Below are 18,998 nucleotides of genomic sequence, written 5' to 3' on the forward strand. Positions count from 1 at the left end.
GCGCCCGTTCGTCGGGTCGGGTGGTCCGGGGTCAGCCGATGATCTTGTCGATCGTGATCGGCAGCTCGCGGATGCGCTTGCCGGTGGCGTGGAAGACCGCGTTGGCCACCGCCGCCGCCGTGCCGACGATGCCGATCTCGCCGAGGCCCTTCACCCCCATCGGGTTGGCCTTGTCGTCCTCGTCCACGAAGATCACGTCGATGTCGTGGATGTCGGCATGCACCGGCACGTGGTACTCGCCGAGGTTGTGGTTCATGAACCGGCCGATGGTGTGGTCGAGCATGGATTCCTCCTCCAGCGCCGAGCCGATGCCCATCACCACGCCGCCGAGGATCTGGCTGCGCGCCGTCTTGGTGTTGAGGATCTTGCCCGCCGCGATCGCCGAGACGACGCGGGTCACGCGCACCACGCCGAGATCCTCGTCGACCTTCACCTCGGCGAAGATCGCCGAGTGGGTGTAGCCGGCGAATTCCTGGGAATGGTTGGAATCCGGGCCGGCCGAGCCGGTGGCCTCGATCCTGTCCATCCCGGCCTTCGCCATCACCTCCGTGATCGCGATGCCGCGGGACGGGTCGCCCGCCACGGAGATGCGCCCCGCCTTGAAGACCGCGCGGTCGAAATCGACGTTGGCCAGGGGCGAATCGTCGAGGCCGCGGGCGAGGGTGAAGACCTGGGCGGCGATGTCGCGGCAGGCCCGCATCACCGCGGTGCCGGAGGAGGCCGCGGTCCAGGACCCGCCGGCGATGGGCGCGTCGGCGAGCTTCGAATCGCCGAGCTTCGTCGTCACGTCCGCCATCGTCAGGCCGAGCGCGTCGGCGGCGATCTGGGTCAGGATGGTGTAGGTGCCGGTGCCGATGTCGCCGGTCTGGTTGCCAACCACGAGCTTGCCGTCCGCGGTGAGGGTCGCCTGGGCGCTCGACTGCTGCATCAGGGCCTCCCAGATGCCGGTGGCCATGCCCCAGCCCACGAGCTCGCGGCCCTCCTTCATGGAGCGCGGCTCCGGGTTGCGGGCCGACCAGCCGAAGCGCTCGGCGCCCTGCGCATAGGCGGCGCGCAGGGACTTGGAGCTGAACGGCTTGTCCTGGGTCCGGTCCTTCTCGGCGTAATTCCGCAGGCGCAGGTCGATCGGGTCCTGGCCGGTCTCGTAGGCGAGCTCGTCCATGGCGATCTCGAGGGCGAACACGCCCGTCACCGCCCCCGGCGCGCGCATGTCGGAGGGGGTGTAGGTGTCGATCTTGGCGAGGCGGTAGTCGAGGGCGACGTTCGGGCAGTCGTAGAGGATGCCCGACCAGTTCACGACCACCTCCTGGTAATCCTCGAAGCCGGAGGTGCCGGAGATCGCCTCGTGCCGGACGGAGGTCAGCGCGCCATCGGATTCGGCGCCGAGGGCGATGGTCTGGCGCACGTCGGGCCGGTAGCCGAAGGTGAACATCTGGTCGCGGGTCAGGGTCACCCGCACCGAGCGCTCCAGCTCCCGCGCGGCCATCACGGCGAGGAAGAGCTGGTATTGCGGGCGCAGCCCCGAGCCGAAACCGCCGCCGAGATAGGGATTGAGGACGTGGACGTCGTCCTTCTTCATCCCGAACACGCCGGTGATGTAGCCGAGGCTGTTCGAGACGCCCTGGATCTTGTCGTAGACGGTGAGCTTGCCGCCGCCCTCCCAGACCACGGTCGAGGCGTGGGGCTCCATCGGGTTATGGTGCTCCACGGCCATGTGGTAGTGGTTGGTGAGCCGGACCGGGGCGGCCTCGTAGGCGCCGTCCGCATCGCCCCAGGGCGCCGGCGGCGGCTTGATGCCGGAGCGCTTCTTCGGCGGCACGTAGGCCACGTCCTCCAGGGTCCGCAGGTCGGTGGTCGGCGCATCGGCCTCGTAGGTGAGCTTCACCAGCGAGGCGGCGTAGCGGGCCGTGCCGAAATCCTCCGCCACCACCAGGGCCACGGGCTGGCCGCTGTAATGGACCTTGTCGTCGTAGAGCGGCCGGAAGGGCGAGCCGGGGGGCGCGACCTGGTCCTGGTAATTGTAGTCGAGCCAGGCGGTGCGCGGCCGGTTCGCGTGGGTGAAGACCTTGAGGACGCCGGGCACCGCCTCGGCGGCGGCCGTGTCGATGGAGAGGATGCGGCCGCGGGCGATGCCGCTCGAGACCACGTAGCCGTGGGTCAGGCCGGGGGCGGCGAATTCGCCGGCATACTTCGCCTGGCCGGTGACCTTGGCCGGGCCGTCGACGCGGCTCTGCGCGGTGCCGACATAGGTGTCGGTGCCTGAGGTGCTGATGCTGTGGGCCATGGGGGTTCCTTCAGGCGATGCGCTTGTCGGACTGCGACTGGGGCGTGCCGGCGGCGGCCTGGGCGAGGCCGCGAATGAGCGCGCGCCGCGCGAGTTCGATCTTGAAGCCGTTCTCGGATTGGGGTCGCGCCTCGGCCACCACGATGTTGGCGGCGGCGGCGAAGGTCTCGTGGGTGGCCGGCTTGCCGACCAGGAAGGCCTCGGCCTGGGCATCGCGCCAGGGCTTGTGGGCGACGCCCCCGAGGGCGAAGCGCGCGCTCCGGATGGTGTCGCCGTCGAGCTTGATCACGGCCGCCACCGAGACCAGGGCGAAGGCGTAGGAGAGCCGGTCGCGCAGCTTCAGGTAGGTGTGGTGGGCGCCGAATTCCTCGTCGGGCAGGTCGACCGAGAGCACGATCTCGTCGGCCGCCAGGGTGGTGTCCCGCTCCGGCATGTCGCCCGGCAGGCGGTGGAACTCCGCGAACGGGATGGTGCGCTCGCCCCCCGGCCCGGCGACGCGGACCTGGGCTTCGAGGGCGGCGAGCGCCACGCACATGTCGGAGGGATGCGTGGCGATGCAGGACGGGCTCGTCCCGAAAATGGCGTGGATGCGGTTGACCCCGCCGATGGCGGCGCAGCCGGTGCCGGGCTCGCGCTTGTTGCAGGGCGTGGCGTCGTCGTAGAAATAGTAGCAGCGGGTACGCTGCAGCAGGTTGCCGCCAGTGGTGGCGGCGTTGCGCAGCTGGCCCGAGGCGCCGGCCAGGATCGCGCTCGACAGCAGCGGATAGCGGGCCTGCACCTGCGCGTCGTAGGCCACGGTCGAATTCGTCACCAGGGCACCGAGGCTGAGGCCGCCGTCGCGCGCTTCGATCCGGTCGAGGGGCAGGCGGGTGATGTCGACGAGGCGCTCCGGGCGCTCGACATTGTACTTCATCAGGTCGACGAGATTGGTGCCGCCCGCGATGAAGCGGGCCTGGGCGCCGGAGGCGATCGCGCGAACCGCCTCGTCCACGGTGGTCGGGCGGACGTAGTCGAAGCGGTTCATTTCGCGGCTCCCGCGTGCATCACGTCTTCGATGGCGTCGACGATGTTGGTGTAGGCGCCGCAGCGGCAGATGTTGCCGCTCATCGCCTCCCGGATCTCGTCCCGCGACTGGGCGTGGCCCTCGGCGAGCATGCCCACGGCCGAGCAGAGCTGGCCGGGCGTGCAGTAGCCGCACTGGAAGGCGTCGTGCTCGACGAAGGCGGCCTGGAGCGGGTGCAGCCCCTCAGTCCCGGCCAATCCCTCGACGGTGGTGATGCTGGCCCCGTCCTTCATCACCGCGAGCGTCAGGCAGGAATTGATGCGGGTGCCGTTCACCAGCACCGTGCAGGCGCCGCACTGGCCGTGGTCGCAGCCCTTCTTGGTGCCGGTGAGGTCGAGATCCTCGCGCAGGAGGTCGAGGAGGGTGGTCCAGGGGGCGACCTGCAGCGCACGGGCCTCGCCGTTGATCGTCAGGGTGATGCCGATGGTGTTCGCCGCGGAGGGCGAACCGCTTTCGATGAGCATGGCGGTATCCGTGACTTGCGGGCCGGGACGGGCACGGCACCGCTGGATTTCGAGACAGGGTCGCAGGGGCCGTGGCGGGGAAAAATCATCCGCCCCGGGCCGGTCCACTCGATAACAGTTCCAAAAAGCCGGTGTTCCCGCCGGGCGTGCACGGGCCGATGCCGCGCAGGTCCGGCGGATACGCTGCGGGGTGGCGTCGACGCGCACCGGTGACTTAAGGTGTCCGGCGCGCCGATCCGCTCGACAGGTCCGGTCCCTCGGCCGCATGGCCCGAGGCGGTGCCCTGGAGCGCTTGCCTCGGGCGGTTGCCTGGAGCGGTGCTCTGGAGCGGTTGCTTGGCCCATCCCCCATGGGCTAACCCGGTGCCGCCCGCCTTCGATCAAGGACGCCCGATGACCGCGCTCGCTCCCGTTCTCAACGACATCGACCGCGACCTCGACAACGCCCTGGAGCGGCTCTTCGCCTTCCTGCGCATCCCCTCGATCTCCACCGATCCGGCCTTCGCGCCCCAGTGCCGCGATGCCGCCACCTGGCTCGCCGGCACCCTGACGGCCCTGGGCTTCGAGACCGGCATCCACGAGACCTCCCTGCACCCGGTGGTGCTGGCCCATCGGCCGAAGCCCGGCACCCCGCACGTTCTGTTCTACGGGCACTACGACGTGCAGCCGGTGGACCCCCTGGCCCTCTGGGAGACCCCGCCCTTCGAGCCGCGCCTCGCCCTGAACGCCAAGGGCGAGAAGCAGATCGTCGGGCGCGGCGCGTCCGACGACAAGGGTCAGGTGATGACCTTCGTGGAGGCCTGCCGGGCGCATCTGGCGATGGCGGGCGAGCTGCCCTGCGGCGCCACCATCCTGATCGAGGGCGCCGAGGAGAACGGCTCGCAGGGCCTGCCCGAATGGGTCGCGGCCAACCGGGACAAGCTCGCCGCCGACATCGTGCTCGTGTGCGACACCAGCATGTGGAATCCGACCACGCCGGCCATCACCACCTCCCTGCGCGGCCTCGCCTATTTCGAGGTGAAGGTGACCTGCGCCGACCGTGACCTGCATTCGGGCTTCTTCGGCGGTGCGGCGCGCAACCCGATCCACGTCCTGTCCAAGATCATCGCCGACCTGCACGATGCCGACGGGAAGGTCGCGCTGCCGGGCTTCTACGAGGGCGTGCGCGAGACGCCGCCGGAGGTGCTGGAGCAGTGGCGCGGCCTCGACTTCACGGCCGAGACGTTCCTCGGGCCCATCGGCCTGTCGGAGCCGGCCGGCGAGCGCGGCCGCATGCTGATCGAGCTGATCCAGTCGCGCCCCGCCTGCGACGTCAACGGCATCATCGGCGGCTATACCGGCGAGGGCACCAAGACGGTGATCGCTGCCGAAGCCAGCGCCAAGGTCTCGTTCCGCCTCGTCGACGACCAGGATCCCGAGCGGCTCGCCCGCACCTTCGAGGCCTTCGTGCGCGAGAGAATCCCGGCCGACTGCTCGGTGGAGGTGATCTGCTACAAGGGCAGCCGCGCCATCAGCCTGCCCTTCGACATGCCCGAGCTCGAGACCGCCCGCGCGGCGCTGGCCGAGGAATGGGGCGTGCCCGCCGTGACCATCGGCGCCGGCGGCTCGATCCCGATCGTGGGCGACTTCAAGCGCCTGCTGGATCGCAACACGCTCCTGATCGGCTTCGGCCTCGACGACGACCGCATCCACTCGCCCAACGAGAAGTACGACCTGAACAGCTTCCACAAGGGCACCCGCTCCTGGGCCCGCATCCTGGCGGCCTTCGGCGGGCAGCGGGCCGGCTGAGCGGCCCCGTCGTCTCCCGTGACGCGCGGCGTCCCAGCCTGGAGCTTGGGGCCGCCCCCCCTGGGGACGCGCAAGACGACGCGCCGTCGCCGACCGGCGCGAGACGGGGCGCGAGCCTCCGCCGAGCGGGGAGGATCGGGCGACCTTCGACCGTCCGCGATCCGCGGATCCACGCTCCGCCCGAGTCCCAAGGCCGCATGACCGCCACCCCCGCCAATCCCACGCCCACCGAGGCCCGCCTGTTCGCGGCCGGGCACGGCGTGCTGGTCTGCCGCTACCCGGTGGGCACCGACCTGCCGATCCCCCTCGCGGTCACGGAGCCGCCCGGCCTGAGCCTCCTGACCTGGGCCTTCACCGGCTTCGGCGGCCCCGAGCCCGATCCCGCCGGGCTCCTCGTCCTGCACGATGCGCGGGCGGCGCTGGCGGAGGGCGGTGCCCTGACCCTGGAGACGCATTTCCGCGATCAGGCGCTCGTCGGCCCGAGGCCCCGGCCCGTCGCGGAGCTGGCGCGGCCCGACCGCGCCGCCCTCGGCGCAGCGGTGCTGGCGGCCGTGACGCCGGACACGCTCGACGTCCTCGCGACGCTGTTCCCGCTGCTGGCGCCCGCCGTCGCCGACGCGGCGCTGCCGGAGGCGGCGCCGCGCCTCGGCCTCGCGGGCGACGATGCGGACCGCGCCACGCTCTCCGGCTCCACGGTGCCGAACTACCTGCTGCTGCGGGCCGGGACCAGCTGGAGCTGCGCCCGCGTGGCGGCGGCCGAGCTCCGCTTCGGCCCGGCCCCCGAGATCGGCCTCACCCTGGCGCCGGCCTGGGGCAATCCCCGCGGCGCCACCGTGGAGACCGCGCTCCTTCTCGGCACGGGCCGCGTCACGCCGGCCGCCCTGCGCCGCGAGGGCGGCCGGTGAGCGGCCCCGCGATCCTCGTGGTGGCGCCGATGCCGGCCTTCCCGACCAGCGCCGGCAACCGGCGCCGGCTGCTCACCACCTGCGCCGCCCTGCAGCGCGGCGGCTACGCCGTCGACCTCGCCTATTACGCCCACGAGGACCAGATCTACCGCCGCTTCGGGCAGCACCCGCCCACCGACGAGGCCGCCGCGGCGGGCCTGTTCCGGCACACCTTCCGGATCGAGCCACGCGGGACCATCCCGCTCACCACCCGGGCGCGGTGCTTTCCCATCGACGCCTGGTGTCCCGAGGAGGTCGGGGCCTTCGTGGCCTGGTACGGGCAAGCCTATCCCGAGACCCGCGCGATCCTGATGAACTACGTGTTCCTGTCGCGGGCGCTGGAGGCGGCGCCCCCGGGCCTGCTGACGCTCATCGACACCCACGACCGCTTCGCCGACCGGCAGCGGCAGTACCGGCCGTTCCGGGCCGAGCCGAACTTCTTCTACACCGACCGCCCCGGCGAGGCGGCGGGCCTCGCCCGGGCCGACATCGTGCTGGCGATCCAGTCCGAGGAGGCGGCCTATTTCCGGACGATCACCGACCGGCGCGTCCACCTGCTGCCGCCGCGCTTTCCCGCGCGCCGGCCCTTCGCGGCCCCGGCCCGGGTGGAGCGGATCGGCTTCCTCGGGCACGGCAACGACCCGAACCTGTTCTCGATCCGGCGCTTCGCCGCCGCCTGGAGCACGGATTGGACCCCGGCCCGGCCCGAACTCGTGATCGCGGGCGAGATCGGCGACAGCCTCGGCCCGGCCGCGCGGCCCGGCGTGAAATTCGCCGGCTACGTGCCCGCGCTGGAGGATTTCTACGACGGCGTCGACCTCGTGGTGGCGCCGATCCTGATGGGCAGCGGCCTGAAGATGAAGGTCGCCGAGGCCCTGTCCTTCGGCAAGCCGGTCATCGGCACGGCCCTCGGCTTCGAGGGCTTCGACCCGGTGTGCCCGGACCACTGCCTTCGCGATGCCGAAGCGGTCAAGGATCGGGTGCTCGCCCTGGCCGCGGATCCGGCCGGTCTCGAGGCGCTCACCCGCGCCTGCACGGATCTATTTGCCGGCTACAACGAGCGCGCGGAGTGCGCGGAGACCGCTTTGCTGGCAATGCTTCCGGAACCCGGAACGGACCCTTCCCCCGCCGAAAATCCTTTGCCGGCGTCCGAGCCGATTCGCGTACGCACGCCCCTCGCGAGCGGATGCCTCACCTGCGAAACCTCCCTGCGGTCGAACCTGCGCGCGGATGACGACCTCGGGCTCCTGGTCGCCACCGAGCGCGTCGCCCCGCCGGGGAACGCCCCCTATACGCCCGTGCGCCGGCGCTGGTTCGCCAAGGCCGGGGACGGCGTGCCGGACGCTGGCCCGGAGGCCGGCCTGGCCGGGCTCCGCCTCGCCCTGTCGCCGGAATGGGTCCGCGACCGGCGCCTGCCCCCACCCCTCCGGGCGGATCTCGCGACCCGGTTCGCGCCCGTCGCGCCGGATTGGGAGGCGCAGGCGCGCCGCGTCGGCGCGACCCCGGAGGGGACGATCCTGGTTCTCACGTTGCCCCGTCACCTGGCATCCGGACTCCACCCCAACGCCGCCTTCGAGATCGGCGCGCCGACGCGGGAACTCGCGCTCCGACGCGTCACCCTTTTGAATACCGGCCAGGGTCTAATGTATGCCACGACCCGTGCGGACCTCCCAGGCGCACCGGCGGCCGTCACCTTCGCGGGCCTCGCGGCGCACGCGGAGGCGTCCACGATCCTGTTCCTGCACGACGACCTCATCGGCCGCATCACGGTCCTGGCCGACACCGCGCCGATCCCGGAGCCCCTGCCATGATGGCGGCCCCCGACATCCTCGACGCCCCCGCGGGCCGGAAGGCCGCCCTGGTCGAGGCCGCCCTGATCTGGAACGCGTTGTTTCTCAACGACATCCGCATCGCGTTCCGGGCGGAAGCCGAGCCCCTGATCTCCGTCGTGATCGTCGCGCGCGGCGCCCGGCACCTCCTCGCCTGGACCCTGGCCAAGCTCGCCGGGCAGCAGGCCTTCGCCGGGCCGTCCTTCGAGGTGATCCTGGTCGACAACGCCTCCGATGCCGAGACCCGGACGCTCTTCGGGCGGCTCGACGGCGCCCGGATCCTCCTCAACCCGGAGAACACCGGCTTCGGCCCCGCCTGCAACCAGGGCGCCGCCGAAGCCCGCGGCCGCTACCTGCTCTTCCTCAATCCGGATATCGCCCTGATGCCCGGTGCCCTGGCGGCCCTCGTCGGCACCTTCACGGAGCCCGACGACGTCGGCATCGTCGGCGGCCGCCTGGTGTTTCCCGGGGGCATCCTGCAGGAGGCCGGGGCGGGTTTCCAGGACGATCCGCAGTTGACCCATCCGGCCGGCCGCGGTGGCCTCGATCCCTTCGCGCCGGAGGCCTCCTATACCCGCGACGCGGGCTACGTCTCCGGGGCCCTGCTGATGATCGAGGCGCGGCTGTTCACGGAGCTCGGCGGCTTCGACGACCTCTTCGCGCCGGCCTATTTCGAGGACACGGACCTGTGCGCGCGCTGCCATCAGGCGGGACGGCGGGTCGTCTACCAGCCGCGCGCCATCGCGATCCACGTGGAGAGCGCCACCAGCGTCCGGCGCGCCGACGTGGAGGCGCTCCTCGACCGCAACCGGGTGCGCTTCCGCGAACGGCACGGAGCCTGGCTGTTCGGGCAGGGGCCGCAGCGCACGGGCTTCGGCCCCCGCGACGACTCCCCCTTCGCCCTGCGCGTCCTCTACGTCGACGACCGGGCGCCCCATCAGGATCTCGGGGCCGGACTGCCGCGGGCCAACACCATCCTCAACGCGATGGCCGGTCTCGGCTACGCGGTGACGGTGTGCTCGGTCTACGGCGAGCGCGAGGAGCCGGCGGCGACCTACCGCGACCTCTCGGAGCGCATCGAGATCATCGAGCCCTGCGGTCGGGAGGGCTTCCGGCGGCTCATCACCGAGCGCGCGGGCGCCTACGACGTGCTCTGGGTCAGCCGGCCGCCGCACATCCGCATGGTGTGCGAGGTCCTGGCGGATCTCGGCCTGAGCCCGCGGGATGTCGGCCGTTCCCGCGTCGTGTTCGATTCCGAATCCCTCTATGCCCTGCGCGAGTTCGTCGTCGACGCCCTCAAGGGCCGGCCGGCACCGGGGCCGGCCCTCGCCCGGGCCACCGCCCTGGAGCTTCGGTCGATCGCGGCGGCCGACCGGGTCGTCTGCGTCTCTCCCGCGGATGCGCGCCTGCTGCGACGGGCCGGCGTCGCCGATCCGGTGGTCCTCGGCCACGTCCAGACGCCGCATCCGAACCCGCCCGGCTTCGCGGAGCGCCGGGGGTTCGTCTTCCTCGGCTCCCTCGCCCGGGAGGGAGAGCCCAATATCGACTCCCTCGACTGGTTCTTCGGTCAGGCCTGGGAGGCCCTGCGGGCGATCCTGCCGGAGGCGCACGTCACCATCGTCGGCACGGTCGCCCCCTCCATCGCCGAGCGGCTGGCCCGCCCCGGCGTCACCGTGCTGGGCCGCATCGACGAGATCGGCCCGACCCTCGACGCCGCGCGCGTCGCCCTCGCGCCGACGCGCTTCGCCGCCGGCATTCCCCACAAGGTCCTGGAGACCGTGGCGCGCGGCCTGCCGAGCGTCGTCACCCCCGTCCTGGCCGGGCAGATGGGCTGGCCCGACGGCACCGGATACCGGATCCGCGACTGGCACGATCCCGGTGGCTTCGCCGAAGCTCTGGCCCATCTCCACGAGACCGAGGCGGCCTGGACGCAGGTGCAGCGCGCCGGCCTCGCCCAGGTCGGCCGCGACGAGGATGCCGAGGCCTACCGCGCGGTCCTGCGCCGCCTGTGCGAGGCGCCGACCTTCACATGACGCTTCCGCTCCCCTCCCGCGCCGTCCGCATCGCCACGACCCTGCTTCGCCGGGCGATCCTCGGCCGCGTCCCCCGCCTGTTCGACGCGGCCTATTACCGGGCGAACCACCCGGACGTGGCCCGCTCCGGCATCGATCCGTTCCTGCATTACGTCTGGCGCGGCGCGGCGCAGGACCGCGATCCCAGCGCCGATTTCGACACCGCCTTCTACAGGCGCCAGAGCGGCCCGACCCGCCTCGACCCGGTGCGGCACTACCTGCGCGTGGGGGCGAAGGCCGGCCTCGACCCGAACCCCGCCTTCAGCACCCTGATGTACGTGGCGCGCTACCCCGATGTCGGGCGCGCCGGGGTCAACCCCCTGGTGCATTACCGGCAGGACGGCCGGGCGGAGGGCCGCGTCGCCGCCCCGTCCGCCTCGCAGCCCGAGGCGTGGGTGCCCTTCGAGGGCGTGCGCGAGGCCCATCGCTGGGCCTATCCGGCGCAGGGCTCGTCCCGCTTCGCCCTGACCCTACGGCGGGACGTGCCGGTCCCGGTTTGCCCCGACTTCCTGCCCCGGCTCTGCCTCGTGCTGACCCTCGACGGGAACGAGATCGACGGCCTGGTCCAAAGCCTCGACACCTTCCCGGCTGCGGCGGCCGACACCTTCACCCTCGCGGTCGACGTCACCCTGCGTCCGCATCCGCCCCGCCCGACCCTGGTGGTCGCCCTGGAGGAGTGCTTCCACGGGCCCGGACCGGAGGGCGCGGTGCTGCTTCGCTACGCGGAGGCGCGGATCTGGGACGTGCTGCCGGAGCGCCCGCGCGTGCTGCGGATCTGCCCGGCCGGAGCGCTCGCGCTTCGGGTGCTGTGAGGCGATACGCCGGTTCAGGCTGCGGAGGGCGGGCGCACCAGAGCGACGAGTGCGGCCGGGCAATCGCCGTCGCGGGCGATGACGACGACCGGGGCGGCCTGGTGGCGGGCGATCGCCGCCGCGACGAAGCCGGGGGGCGCCGGGGCATCCGGGCTGGCGCAGACGACGAGCCCGAGCAGCGGGACGCCGTGCGCGTGCAGGGTCTCGGCGGCCGTGAGCGCGTGGCTGATCGCGCCGAGATAGGACCCGGAGACGAGGAGTGCCGGCAGGCGGAGCGCCTTGAGCCAGTCGAGGCCGGTCGCCTCCCCGGTCACGGGGCTCATCACGCCGCCGACGCCCTCGATCAGCAGAGTGGCGTCAGGCGGCGTGGCCGCGATCTCGGCCCGACACCAGCCGACCAGGTCGTCGAAGGCCAGGGCCCGGCCCTCGCGTTCAGCGGCAAGGTCGGGGCTCAGCGGGGCGGCGAAGCGCCAGGGCGAGCAGGCGGCGACCGTCTCGGGCGTCACGGCCAGCCCCTGCGCCGCGAGCAGACGCCCGGTGTCGCTCTGCGCGAAGTCCGCGGCATCGAGGGGCGGAACGCCGCTCGCCAGGGGCTTGAGGGTGCGCACGCCGTGGCCCAGGGCGCACAGCCGCCGCGTCAAGGCGGCGGTGACGTAGGTCTTGCCGATCTCGGTCCCGGCGCCGGCGATGAAGACGGCGCGGGGGTCGCTCACTTCTCGACGAAGGCCTTCTCGATCACGTAGTGGCCGGCCTCGCCGTGATTGCCCTCCTCGTATCCGCCGTCGGTCAGCAGCTGGCGGGTGTCGCGGATCATGTCGGGCGAGCCGCAGAGCATGAAGCGGTCGTTCTCCACAGACATCGGCGGCAGGCCGATATCCTCGAACAGCTTGCCCGAGGTCATGAGGTCGGTGATGCGGCCTCGATTTCGGAAGGGCTCGCGGGTCACGGTCGGGTAGTAGATCAGTCCGGCGCTGATCACCTCGCCGAGGAACTCGTGGTTCGGCAGGTCCTGGGTGATGGTCTCGCCATAGGCGAGTTCCTGCACCTGACGACAGCCGTGGACGAGGACGACCTTCTCGAAGCGCTCGTAGGTCTCCGGGTCCTTGATGATCGACATGAAGGGCGCGAGGCCGGTGCCGGTGCCGAGGAGGTAGAGGTTCCTGCCCGGCATCAGGTTGTCGAGCACCAGGGTGCCGGTGGGCTTCTTGCCGACGATGATCGGGTCGCCGACCTTGAGATGCTGCAGCTTCGAGGTGAGCGGGCCGTTCGGAACCTTGATCGAGAAGAACTCCAGTTCCTCCTCGTAATTGGCCGAGACGACGCTGTAGGCGCGCAGCAGCGGCCGGCCCTCGACCTCGAGACCCATCATCACGAACTCGCCGTTGCGGAAGCGGAAGGCGGGATCCCGGGTGGTGCGGAAGGAGAACAGCGTGTCGGTCCAATGGTGGACGCTCAGCACACGCTCCTCGTTGAACTTGCTCATCGACGGTCCGTCTCGAATTTCGCTCGAATCTCGAAGCTTTGGGTGGGGTCTTCTCGCACCTGCGGTAGGCCCGTCAAGGCGGCGTGCGTACGCAGGCGCACGACCGCGCAGCGGCCTGGAATCGTTCTTAATTCCGTCCGGGCCGGTCAGATCGGCTTCAGCCCGGCCTCGATCTCCGCCCGGCGGGGCTCGAGGAAGGGGGGCAGGGCCAGGCGTTCGCCCAGGCTCTCCATCGGCTCGTCGGTGGCGAAGCCCGGCCCGTCGGTGGCGATCTCGAACAGGATTCCGTTGGGTTCGCGGAAGTACAGGCTGCGGAAATAGTAGCGGTCCACCGGTCCGCTGGAGGGCATGCGCCGCTGCTTCAAACGGTCGGCCCAGGCCGCATGATCGGCATCCGGGATGCGGAAGGCGACGTGGTGCACGGCCCCGGCGCCCTGGCGGGCGAGAGGTAGGTTCGGTTCGGCCAAGAGGTGGAGTTCGGTCGCGGGACCGCCCGCACCCATGCGATAGACGCGGACCTCGCCCTCGGGAAGCTCATAGTTGCGGTCGTGGCTCATGCCGAGGATCTCGGTGAGCACCGCCTCGGTCCGTTCGATCTGGGCCACGCTGAGGCGGATCGGTCCGAGGCCGCGGATCTGGTGCTGGGTCGGCACCGGGCTCTGCGCCCAGGCATGGGCCTCGCCGGTGCCGCCATCATCCACCAACATCAGGCGCTGGCCCTCGCCATCCTCGAAATCGAGGGTCAGGCGGCCGTCGCGCTCCACGGGCACCGCATGGGTGACGCCCTGCCGGGCCAGGTGCTCGCGCCACCAGCCAATCGCGTCGGCGCCCGCGACCCGCAGGGCCGCGCGGCTGATGCTGTTGGTGCCGCGCCGCTCCGGCGGCGCCGGCCAGTCGAAGAAGGTGACGTCGGTCCCGGGCGAGGCGAGGCCGTCGGCGTAGAACAGGTGGTAGGCCGAGACGTCGTCCTGGTTCACCGTCTTCTTCACCAGCCGGAGGCCGAGGACCCGCGTGTAGAAGGCCAGGTTGTCGGCCGCCCGCGCGGTGATGGCGGTGAGGTGATGGATTCCGGTGAGCTGCATCGGCTGATCCCTGGACGGCGGGCGGACCCGTCAGATGGGGCGGCATGCCCGAAAACAGAACGGCCCCCTCACGGGGGCCGTTCGACGATCGGGGGCAGAGGGAGGTCTAAAGAGCGCCGGCGAGGAGGCCGAGACCCGCGACGGCGAGGCCCGCACCCGCCACCCGCAGGGCGGTGAGGCTCCGCACGAACCGGCCGGCCGAGAGGCCGAGACCGAGGCCCACCGCGTGCAGGAGCGCCGTCGCGCCGAGGAAGCCGACGCCGTAGGCGAGGCCCGACCCGCTCTCCGGCATCTCGGCGCCGTGGGCATGGCCATGGAACACCGCGAAGGCCCCCACGAGGGTCATGGCGCCGGCGACCGGCAGGGCCGGGCGCAGGGCGAGGGACGCACCGAGCACCACTACCGAGAGGGCGATCCCGATCTCGACGAAGGGCAGGCCGATGCCCGCGACCCCGAGGGCACCGCCGACGGCCATCATGCCGAGGAAGGACAGGGGCACGAGGATGAGGGCGCGACCGCCGATGCGGGCCGCGATCAGCCCGACCGCCACCATGGCGAGGACGTGGTCGAGGCCGCTCAGGGGATGGAGGACGCCCTGCGTCAGGCCGGCGGCGGCCTCATGGCCGGGATGGGCCAGGGCCGGCGTCGCGGCGATGCCCATCGCCGTGACGAGGGCGAGGCGAGCCGGCAGGGAGGCGAGGCGTGATGTCATCCGGACTGTCCCGAGCTTGAAAACCAGCGGTGCAGCATCGTCGCCGCCCCGGCGGAAACTAGCAACCGCCGTGCCCGCGTACAGTCCCGCGAAGCCGCCGCCCGGCGCGGCGGTTCGTCCGCGGCTCCCGGGAAGGCCGGGAGCCGTCCGAAACGCGCGAGACCTCAGAAGTCGGTGGGCCGGCCGGCGGCGACCACGAGCATCTTTCCGTCCGCGAAGGTACGGGCCCCGGCGCGGCGGATATCAGCCTGGGTCACGTTGGCGACGAGATCGTTGCGGCGGGCGATGTAGTCCATGCCGAGGCCCTCGAAGGCGATCTGCACGAGTTGGTGCGCGATCTTGGTCGAGGTGTCGAAGCCGAGTGCGTAGGAGCCGGTCAGGTAGTCCTTGGCCTTCTGCAGCTCCTCGTCCGAGGGACCGTCCGTGATGAGGCGACCGATCTCCTCGCCGATCACCGACAGCGCCTCGCCGACGCGCTCGTTCTTGGTGGCGGTGTAGCCCCAGGTCATCGAAGCGGCGCGATGGCTGACGAGGGAGGTGCCGACCGAGTAGGCGAGGCCACGCTTCTCGCGCACCTCCTGGAACAGGCGGGAGGTGAAGGAGCCGCCACCCAGGATGTGGTTCAGCACGTAGGCCGGGATGAAGTCCGGGTCGCACCACGGCACGCCGTTCATGCCGAAGCGGATCACGGATTGCGGCACGTCGAGATCGACCACGTGGCGCGCGCCGATGTTCTGCATCCGGGTCTGGGGCACCGCCTTGAGGGGAGCCGCCATGTCGAGCCTGCCGAAGGCCCGGTCGAGGCTCTCCGCGAGGCGCGCCGCGTCGATGGCGCCGACCGCCGCGACCTTCACGCCGCCGCGGCCGATGATCTGGCGATGCATCGCCACGAGGTCGTCGCGGGTGATCGACGCGATGCTCTCGGGCGTCCCGGAGGATGGGCGGGCATAGGGATGGCCGGCATAGGCCTCGGCGAAGAAGCGGCGCGAGGCCATCACGCCCGGATCGTTCTGCTGGTAACGCAGGCCGGCCAGGGTCTGGGCCCGGACCCGCTCGATGGCGTCGGGGTCGAGGCGGGGCTTGGCCAGGGCCAGGGCCAGGAGGTCGATGGCCTCGTCGGCGTGCTTGACCAGCATCTTGAGGGAGCCGCCGAGCGCGTCGGAGCCGGCATGGAAGGAGAGCTCGATGGCCCGGGCCGCGAGGCGCTCCTGGAAGGCGTCGGAGGACAGGTCGCCGGCCCCCTCGTCGAGGAGGCGGGCGAGCATCTGGGCCACGCCGGCCTTGCCCTCGGGGTCCTGCGCCGCGCCCCCCTCGAAGGTGAAGGCCAGGGCGATCAGCGGGACCACCGGGGATTCGACGTGCCACGCCTCGATGCCGGGCGCCGCCGCGACGGGGACCGCCTGCGTCGGCGAGGTCGCGGACCGGGTGGCGGAGGTGTCGAGCAGGTCGGTGGTGGCCACGTTCATGGGAACCTCATGCTGTGCGCGGGGCGCGGCGACGCGCGCCGCGGCCTCTCGAATTGCGTGGCCCGGCCCCGAGGCCGGGAGCGGCCTCAGGCCGCGTCGGCCTCGCGGGCCTTGGTCAGGTAGCCGGTGACGGACCGGGACGGCGTCAGGTAGCGCTCGGCCACCGCCGCGAGCCGGGCCTTGGTCACGCCCTCGATGTCGGAGGGCCAGCGACGGACCTCCTCGATGCTCTCGCCGATGGCCAGCGCCGAGCCGTAGATGCGCGCCAGCGAGGATTGGCTGTCGGAGGAATAGACCGTCTCGGCCACGAGCCGGGTCTTGGCCCGCTCGATCGCTTCGGGCTCCAGGGCCTCGGAGGGGACGCGGCGCAGGACGCGGTCGACCTCCTCCTCCAGCTTCTCCAGGCTGACGCCCTCGGCGGGGATCGCGTAGACGGAGAAGCGGGTGTCGTCGATGGCCGAGCCCATGTACCAGGCGCCGGCATTCACGGCGACGCCGAGCTCCATCACCAGCTTGCGGTAGAGGTAGGAGGTGGAGCCACCGCCCATCACCTCGGCCAGCAGCTCGAGGGCGTGGCATTCGCCGTCCCGCGCGGTGATGCAGGACGGGGTGAGATAGAGGCGCTGCAGGGTCGGCTGCTCGACCTTCGGATCGGCCACGGCGAGGCGGCGGAGCGCCCGGGGCTCCGGCTCCTTGGCGCGGATGCGCACGGGCCGCGTGCCCTGGGGGGTGACGCGGCCGTAGGTGTCGTCGGCCATGCGGCGGACATCGTCCGGCGTCACGTCGCCGGCCACCACCAGGATGGCGTTCTCCGGCGTGTAGAAGCGCTTGTAGTAATCGAGGGCGTGGGTGCGGTTCAGCTCCTCGATCTCGTGCATCCAGCCGATGATCGGCGTGCCGTAGGGGTGGTGCACGAACAGGGAGGCAGCCATCGCCTCGGAGAGCTGCGCCGAGGGGTCGGTCTCGACCCGCATGCGGCGCTCCTCCAGCACCACGTCGCGCTCGGGCGCCACCACGGCATCGTCGAGGACGAGGCCGGTCATGCGATCGGCCTCGAACTCCATCATGGTCCGAAGGTGGTCGCGGGCGACGCGCTGGAAATAGGCGGTGTAGTCGTAGGAGGTGAAGGCGTTCTCCTGGCCGCCGAGCCCCGAGACGGCCTTCGAAAAGGCGCCGATCGGGTGCTGCTCGGTGCCCTTGAACATCAGGTGCTCGAGGAAGTGGGCGATGCCCGACTGGCCCAACGGATCATCGGCCGAGCCGTTGCGGTACCACACCATGTGGGTGACGACCGGGGCGCGGTGATCGGGAACGACGACGACGTCGAGGCCATTGTCGAGCGCGAACGCACTGACCTCGGGACCGCCCGCCTCGGAGCGCCCGAAGGGCGCGGCTTCCGCCCGGCCCGCGCTCGCGTGGCCGCGCGCCGGTCCGAAGAGGGGCATGTCCTTCCTGAACAGGTGCATCGAAGCTCTTCCTTCCGCGGTCGGCCGCTTGCGAGGGCCATCCGTCATGTTGGCATTGCGCCGGCTCCGTACCACTGGGGTGCGTCGGAGGGGCAGGAAACGGGTTTTCCCGCGGCGCACGCGACCCGCGCGGCGCCGAGCCGGACCCGCGGTTCAGTTCGCGGACCGTGCCCGCATGTAGGCGGCCGGATCGGACTCTTCGCGCTCGCGGTACGGGTTGTTCACGGGGTCGCCGTTGGTCTTGGCGACCTTGCGCGGCGGCTTGCGATAGCCGGTCGGCGGATCGGTGAGCACGTCGCGGTCGGGCTCCACCGCCGAAGGCTCCGCCACTTCGGCTGCGCGCAGGCCGAAGGGGTTCGCCCAGAACGAGTTGCGGTCGTCGTTCTCGCCCTCGGGCCGGCCCGGCTCGGTGCGGGTCTGGGCGCCGGCGCGGCGCCCGCCACGCATCTCGTCGATGGAGAGGGTCATGTTGTTGTCGTTCATCCGGCCCTGCGCGCCGCGCACGATCGGCTTCCGGGCCTCCTCGCGCTCGCGCTCGCGCTGGACGATCTCGGGATCCTTGGGCCACTGCGCCGAGGCTTCCGGCTGGCGCGGCGGCGGCAGGGACTTGCCGTCGAGCTTGGGCGGCATCACCAGGGGCGCACGCTCGCGGTAGGTGATCGCGGGCTTCTCCGGCTCGATCAGGCCGATATTGCTGAGGGCGTCGCGCATGAACACGCCCTGCTGCGCCTGAGCGCTCCCGGCGGTCAGGACGCCCGCCACCACCATCAGCAAACCGCGATGCCCGATCATGCTATCCCCGCTCTCCGCCCGGTTGTGGGTCCCGGTTCCCCGAGCCCGGATGGTCGCCTTGTGCAGCGATCCTGATCCGACCTCACTCGGCCTGATCCCGGTTTCGGGCGATCGTATGGCGCCTTGACCGCAGTGCACCAGCCTTGCCGGCACAACGATCCCCGTTGTGGTTTACGGATCACAGGTCGGGCGGAAATGCCGGTGACGGATCAGAAGCCGGAACCGGTGCTCCGGGGTGCGGGCCGGAGGCTGTCGAGGATGAGGCCGATGACGCCCGCGACGATCGCCGCATCGGCGATGTTGAAGACGTACCAGGACCAGGTGCGCCAGTGCAGGTGCACGAAGTCGAACACGGCCCCGTAGGCGGCGCGGTCGATGGCGTTGCCGATGGCGCCACCCGCGACGAGGCCCAGGGCCACCGCCAGCAGGCGCGATTCCGCCCGCCGCATCCAGAGCGTCAGGCCGATGGCCGCGAGACAGGACACGCCCACCAGCACCCAGCGGCCGAGGCCGCCCTCCTGCTGGAACATCCCGTAGGACACGCCCCGGTTCCACACGACGAGGAACTCCGCGAAGGGCGCGATCCGCCAGGGCTGCGTCAGCACGAGGTCGGTGCCGAGGTAGAGCCAGAGCTTCGAGGCCTGGTCGAGGACCAGGGTGACGAGGAGCGCCGCGAGCCCCAGGCGGAAGGGCGTCATGCGCAAGCTCGGGTCCTCCCCCCGAGGCGGGCGAAGGGAGGGCG

General features: G+C 71.6%; 16 protein-coding genes. 5 read left to right on the forward strand and 11 right to left on the reverse strand.

Going from position 1 to position 18,998, the window contains the following annotated elements:
* Positions 1-31 precede the first annotated feature (31 nt).
* The 3 genes from ASF49_RS10880 to ASF49_RS10890 are packed head-to-tail and all read right to left on the reverse strand — an operon-like array spanning position 32 to position 3,811.
* The gene (locus tag ASF49_RS10880; protein ID WP_056472072.1) at positions 32-2,284 is read right to left on the reverse strand and encodes a xanthine dehydrogenase family protein molybdopterin-binding subunit; all 2,253 of its coding nucleotides are present in this window, start codon (positions 2,282-2,284) and stop codon (positions 32-34) included.
* Between the two features lie 10 nt (positions 2,285-2,294).
* Positions 2,295-3,308 carry an FAD binding domain-containing protein gene (locus ASF49_RS10885; RefSeq protein WP_056472074.1) on the reverse strand — a complete coding sequence of 338 codons (1,014 nt, stop codon included), beginning with the start codon at positions 3,306-3,308 and terminating at the stop codon, positions 2,295-2,297.
* Positions 3,305-3,811: a (2Fe-2S)-binding protein gene (locus ASF49_RS10890; protein ID WP_056472077.1), complete on the reverse strand. Its 507-nt coding sequence runs from the start codon at positions 3,809-3,811 to the stop codon at positions 3,305-3,307. Before ASF49_RS10890 ends, ASF49_RS10885 begins: the two co-directional genes overlap by 4 nt.
* Before the next feature lie 392 nt (positions 3,812-4,203).
* Between ASF49_RS10890 and ASF49_RS10895 the strand changes: the two genes are divergently transcribed.
* The 5 genes from ASF49_RS10895 to ASF49_RS10915 all read left to right on the forward strand — a co-directional run bounded on the left by ASF49_RS10895 (position 4,204) and on the right by ASF49_RS10915 (position 11,255).
* Positions 4,204-5,598, forward strand: a complete 1,395-nt coding sequence (locus ASF49_RS10895; RefSeq protein WP_056472081.1) for a M20/M25/M40 family metallo-hydrolase — start codon at positions 4,204-4,206, stop codon at positions 5,596-5,598.
* 197 nt (positions 5,599-5,795) lie between these two features.
* The gene (locus ASF49_RS10900; protein ID WP_056472084.1) at positions 5,796-6,503 is read left to right on the forward strand and encodes a hypothetical protein; all 708 of its coding nucleotides are present in this window, start codon (positions 5,796-5,798) and stop codon (positions 6,501-6,503) included.
* Complete coding sequence (locus tag ASF49_RS10905) at positions 6,500-8,353, forward strand: glycosyltransferase (RefSeq protein ID WP_335338460.1); 1,854 nt, start codon at positions 6,500-6,502, stop codon at positions 8,351-8,353. The genes ASF49_RS10900 and ASF49_RS10905 overlap by 4 nt, the downstream gene beginning before the upstream one ends.
* Positions 8,350-10,404: a glycosyltransferase gene (locus ASF49_RS10910; protein WP_056472087.1), complete on the forward strand. Its 2,055-nt coding sequence runs from the start codon at positions 8,350-8,352 to the stop codon at positions 10,402-10,404. Before ASF49_RS10905 ends, ASF49_RS10910 begins: the two co-directional genes overlap by 4 nt.
* The gene (locus ASF49_RS10915; RefSeq protein ID WP_056472090.1) at positions 10,401-11,255 is read left to right on the forward strand and encodes a hypothetical protein; all 855 of its coding nucleotides are present in this window, start codon (positions 10,401-10,403) and stop codon (positions 11,253-11,255) included. Before ASF49_RS10910 ends, ASF49_RS10915 begins: the two co-directional genes overlap by 4 nt.
* A 14-nt stretch (positions 11,256-11,269) precedes the next feature.
* On the opposite strand, the gene bioD is transcribed toward ASF49_RS10915, so the two are convergent.
* The 8 genes from bioD to lspA form a co-directional block, all read right to left on the reverse strand.
* On the reverse strand, positions 11,270-11,968 hold the full coding sequence (gene bioD, locus ASF49_RS10920; RefSeq protein WP_056472093.1) for a dethiobiotin synthase: 699 nt from the start codon (positions 11,966-11,968) through the stop codon (positions 11,270-11,272).
* On the reverse strand, positions 11,965-12,738 hold the full coding sequence (locus ASF49_RS10925) for a ferredoxin--NADP reductase (protein ID WP_056472097.1): 774 nt from the start codon (positions 12,736-12,738) through the stop codon (positions 11,965-11,967). Before ASF49_RS10925 ends, bioD begins: the two co-directional genes overlap by 4 nt.
* Before the next feature lie 146 nt (positions 12,739-12,884).
* Positions 12,885-13,820: a ring-cleaving dioxygenase gene (locus ASF49_RS10930; protein ID WP_056472100.1), complete on the reverse strand. Its 936-nt coding sequence runs from the start codon at positions 13,818-13,820 to the stop codon at positions 12,885-12,887.
* A 106-nt stretch (positions 13,821-13,926) separates the two neighbouring features.
* Positions 13,927-14,532 (reverse strand): HupE/UreJ family protein, encoded by a 606-nt coding sequence (locus tag ASF49_RS10935; protein WP_056472104.1) that lies wholly within the window; start codon positions 14,530-14,532, stop codon positions 13,927-13,929.
* 164 nt (positions 14,533-14,696) lie between these two features.
* Positions 14,697-15,998: a M16 family metallopeptidase gene (locus ASF49_RS10940; protein WP_056472109.1), complete on the reverse strand. Its 1,302-nt coding sequence runs from the start codon at positions 15,996-15,998 to the stop codon at positions 14,697-14,699.
* 86 nt (positions 15,999-16,084) lie between these two features.
* Positions 16,085-17,464: a M16 family metallopeptidase gene (locus ASF49_RS10945; RefSeq protein WP_056472112.1), complete on the reverse strand. Its 1,380-nt coding sequence runs from the start codon at positions 17,462-17,464 to the stop codon at positions 16,085-16,087.
* 153 nt (positions 17,465-17,617) lie between these two features.
* Entirely contained in the window at positions 17,618-18,256 is a 639-nt protein-coding gene (locus ASF49_RS10950) for a hypothetical protein (RefSeq protein ID WP_056472117.1), read from the reverse strand.
* Between the two features lie 209 nt (positions 18,257-18,465).
* Positions 18,466-18,954 (reverse strand): signal peptidase II, encoded by a 489-nt coding sequence (gene lspA / locus ASF49_RS10955; RefSeq protein WP_056472122.1) that lies wholly within the window; start codon positions 18,952-18,954, stop codon positions 18,466-18,468.
* Positions 18,955-18,998: the final 44 nt, after the last annotated feature.

The organism is Methylobacterium sp. Leaf104 (assembly GCF_001422885.1).
Taxonomy (GTDB): domain Bacteria; phylum Pseudomonadota; class Alphaproteobacteria; order Rhizobiales; family Beijerinckiaceae; genus Methylobacterium.

Excerpts from the sequence above, each read along its gene's own strand:
- ASF49_RS10880 (WP_056472072.1), bottom strand. The coding sequence starts at position 2,284 with ATGGCCCACAGCATCAGCACCTCAGGCACCGACACCTATGTCGGCACC.
- ASF49_RS10885 (WP_056472074.1), bottom strand. The coding sequence starts at position 3,308 with ATGAACCGCTTCGACTACGTCCGCCCGACCACCGTGGACGAGGCGGTT.
- ASF49_RS10890 (WP_056472077.1), bottom strand. The coding sequence starts at position 3,811 with ATGCTCATCGAAAGCGGTTCGCCCTCCGCGGCGAACACCATCGGCATC.
- ASF49_RS10895 (WP_056472081.1), top strand. The coding sequence starts at position 4,204 with ATGACCGCGCTCGCTCCCGTTCTCAACGACATCGACCGCGACCTCGAC.
- ASF49_RS10900 (WP_056472084.1), top strand. The coding sequence starts at position 5,796 with ATGACCGCCACCCCCGCCAATCCCACGCCCACCGAGGCCCGCCTGTTC.
- ASF49_RS10910 (WP_056472087.1), top strand. The coding sequence starts at position 8,350 with ATGATGGCGGCCCCCGACATCCTCGACGCCCCCGCGGGCCGGAAGGCC.
- ASF49_RS10915 (WP_056472090.1), top strand. The coding sequence starts at position 10,401 with ATGACGCTTCCGCTCCCCTCCCGCGCCGTCCGCATCGCCACGACCCTG.
- ASF49_RS10925 (WP_056472097.1), bottom strand. The coding sequence starts at position 12,738 with ATGAGCAAGTTCAACGAGGAGCGTGTGCTGAGCGTCCACCATTGGACC.
- ASF49_RS10930 (WP_056472100.1), bottom strand. The coding sequence starts at position 13,820 with ATGCAGCTCACCGGAATCCATCACCTCACCGCCATCACCGCGCGGGCG.
- ASF49_RS10935 (WP_056472104.1), bottom strand. The coding sequence starts at position 14,532 with ATGACATCACGCCTCGCCTCCCTGCCGGCTCGCCTCGCCCTCGTCACG.
- ASF49_RS10940 (WP_056472109.1), bottom strand. The coding sequence starts at position 15,998 with ATGAACGTGGCCACCACCGACCTGCTCGACACCTCCGCCACCCGGTCC.
- ASF49_RS10945 (WP_056472112.1), bottom strand. The coding sequence starts at position 17,464 with ATGCACCTGTTCAGGAAGGACATGCCCCTCTTCGGACCGGCGCGCGGC.
- ASF49_RS10950 (WP_056472117.1), bottom strand. The coding sequence starts at position 18,256 with ATGATCGGGCATCGCGGTTTGCTGATGGTGGTGGCGGGCGTCCTGACC.
- lspA (WP_056472122.1), bottom strand. The coding sequence starts at position 18,954 with ATGACGCCCTTCCGCCTGGGGCTCGCGGCGCTCCTCGTCACCCTGGTC.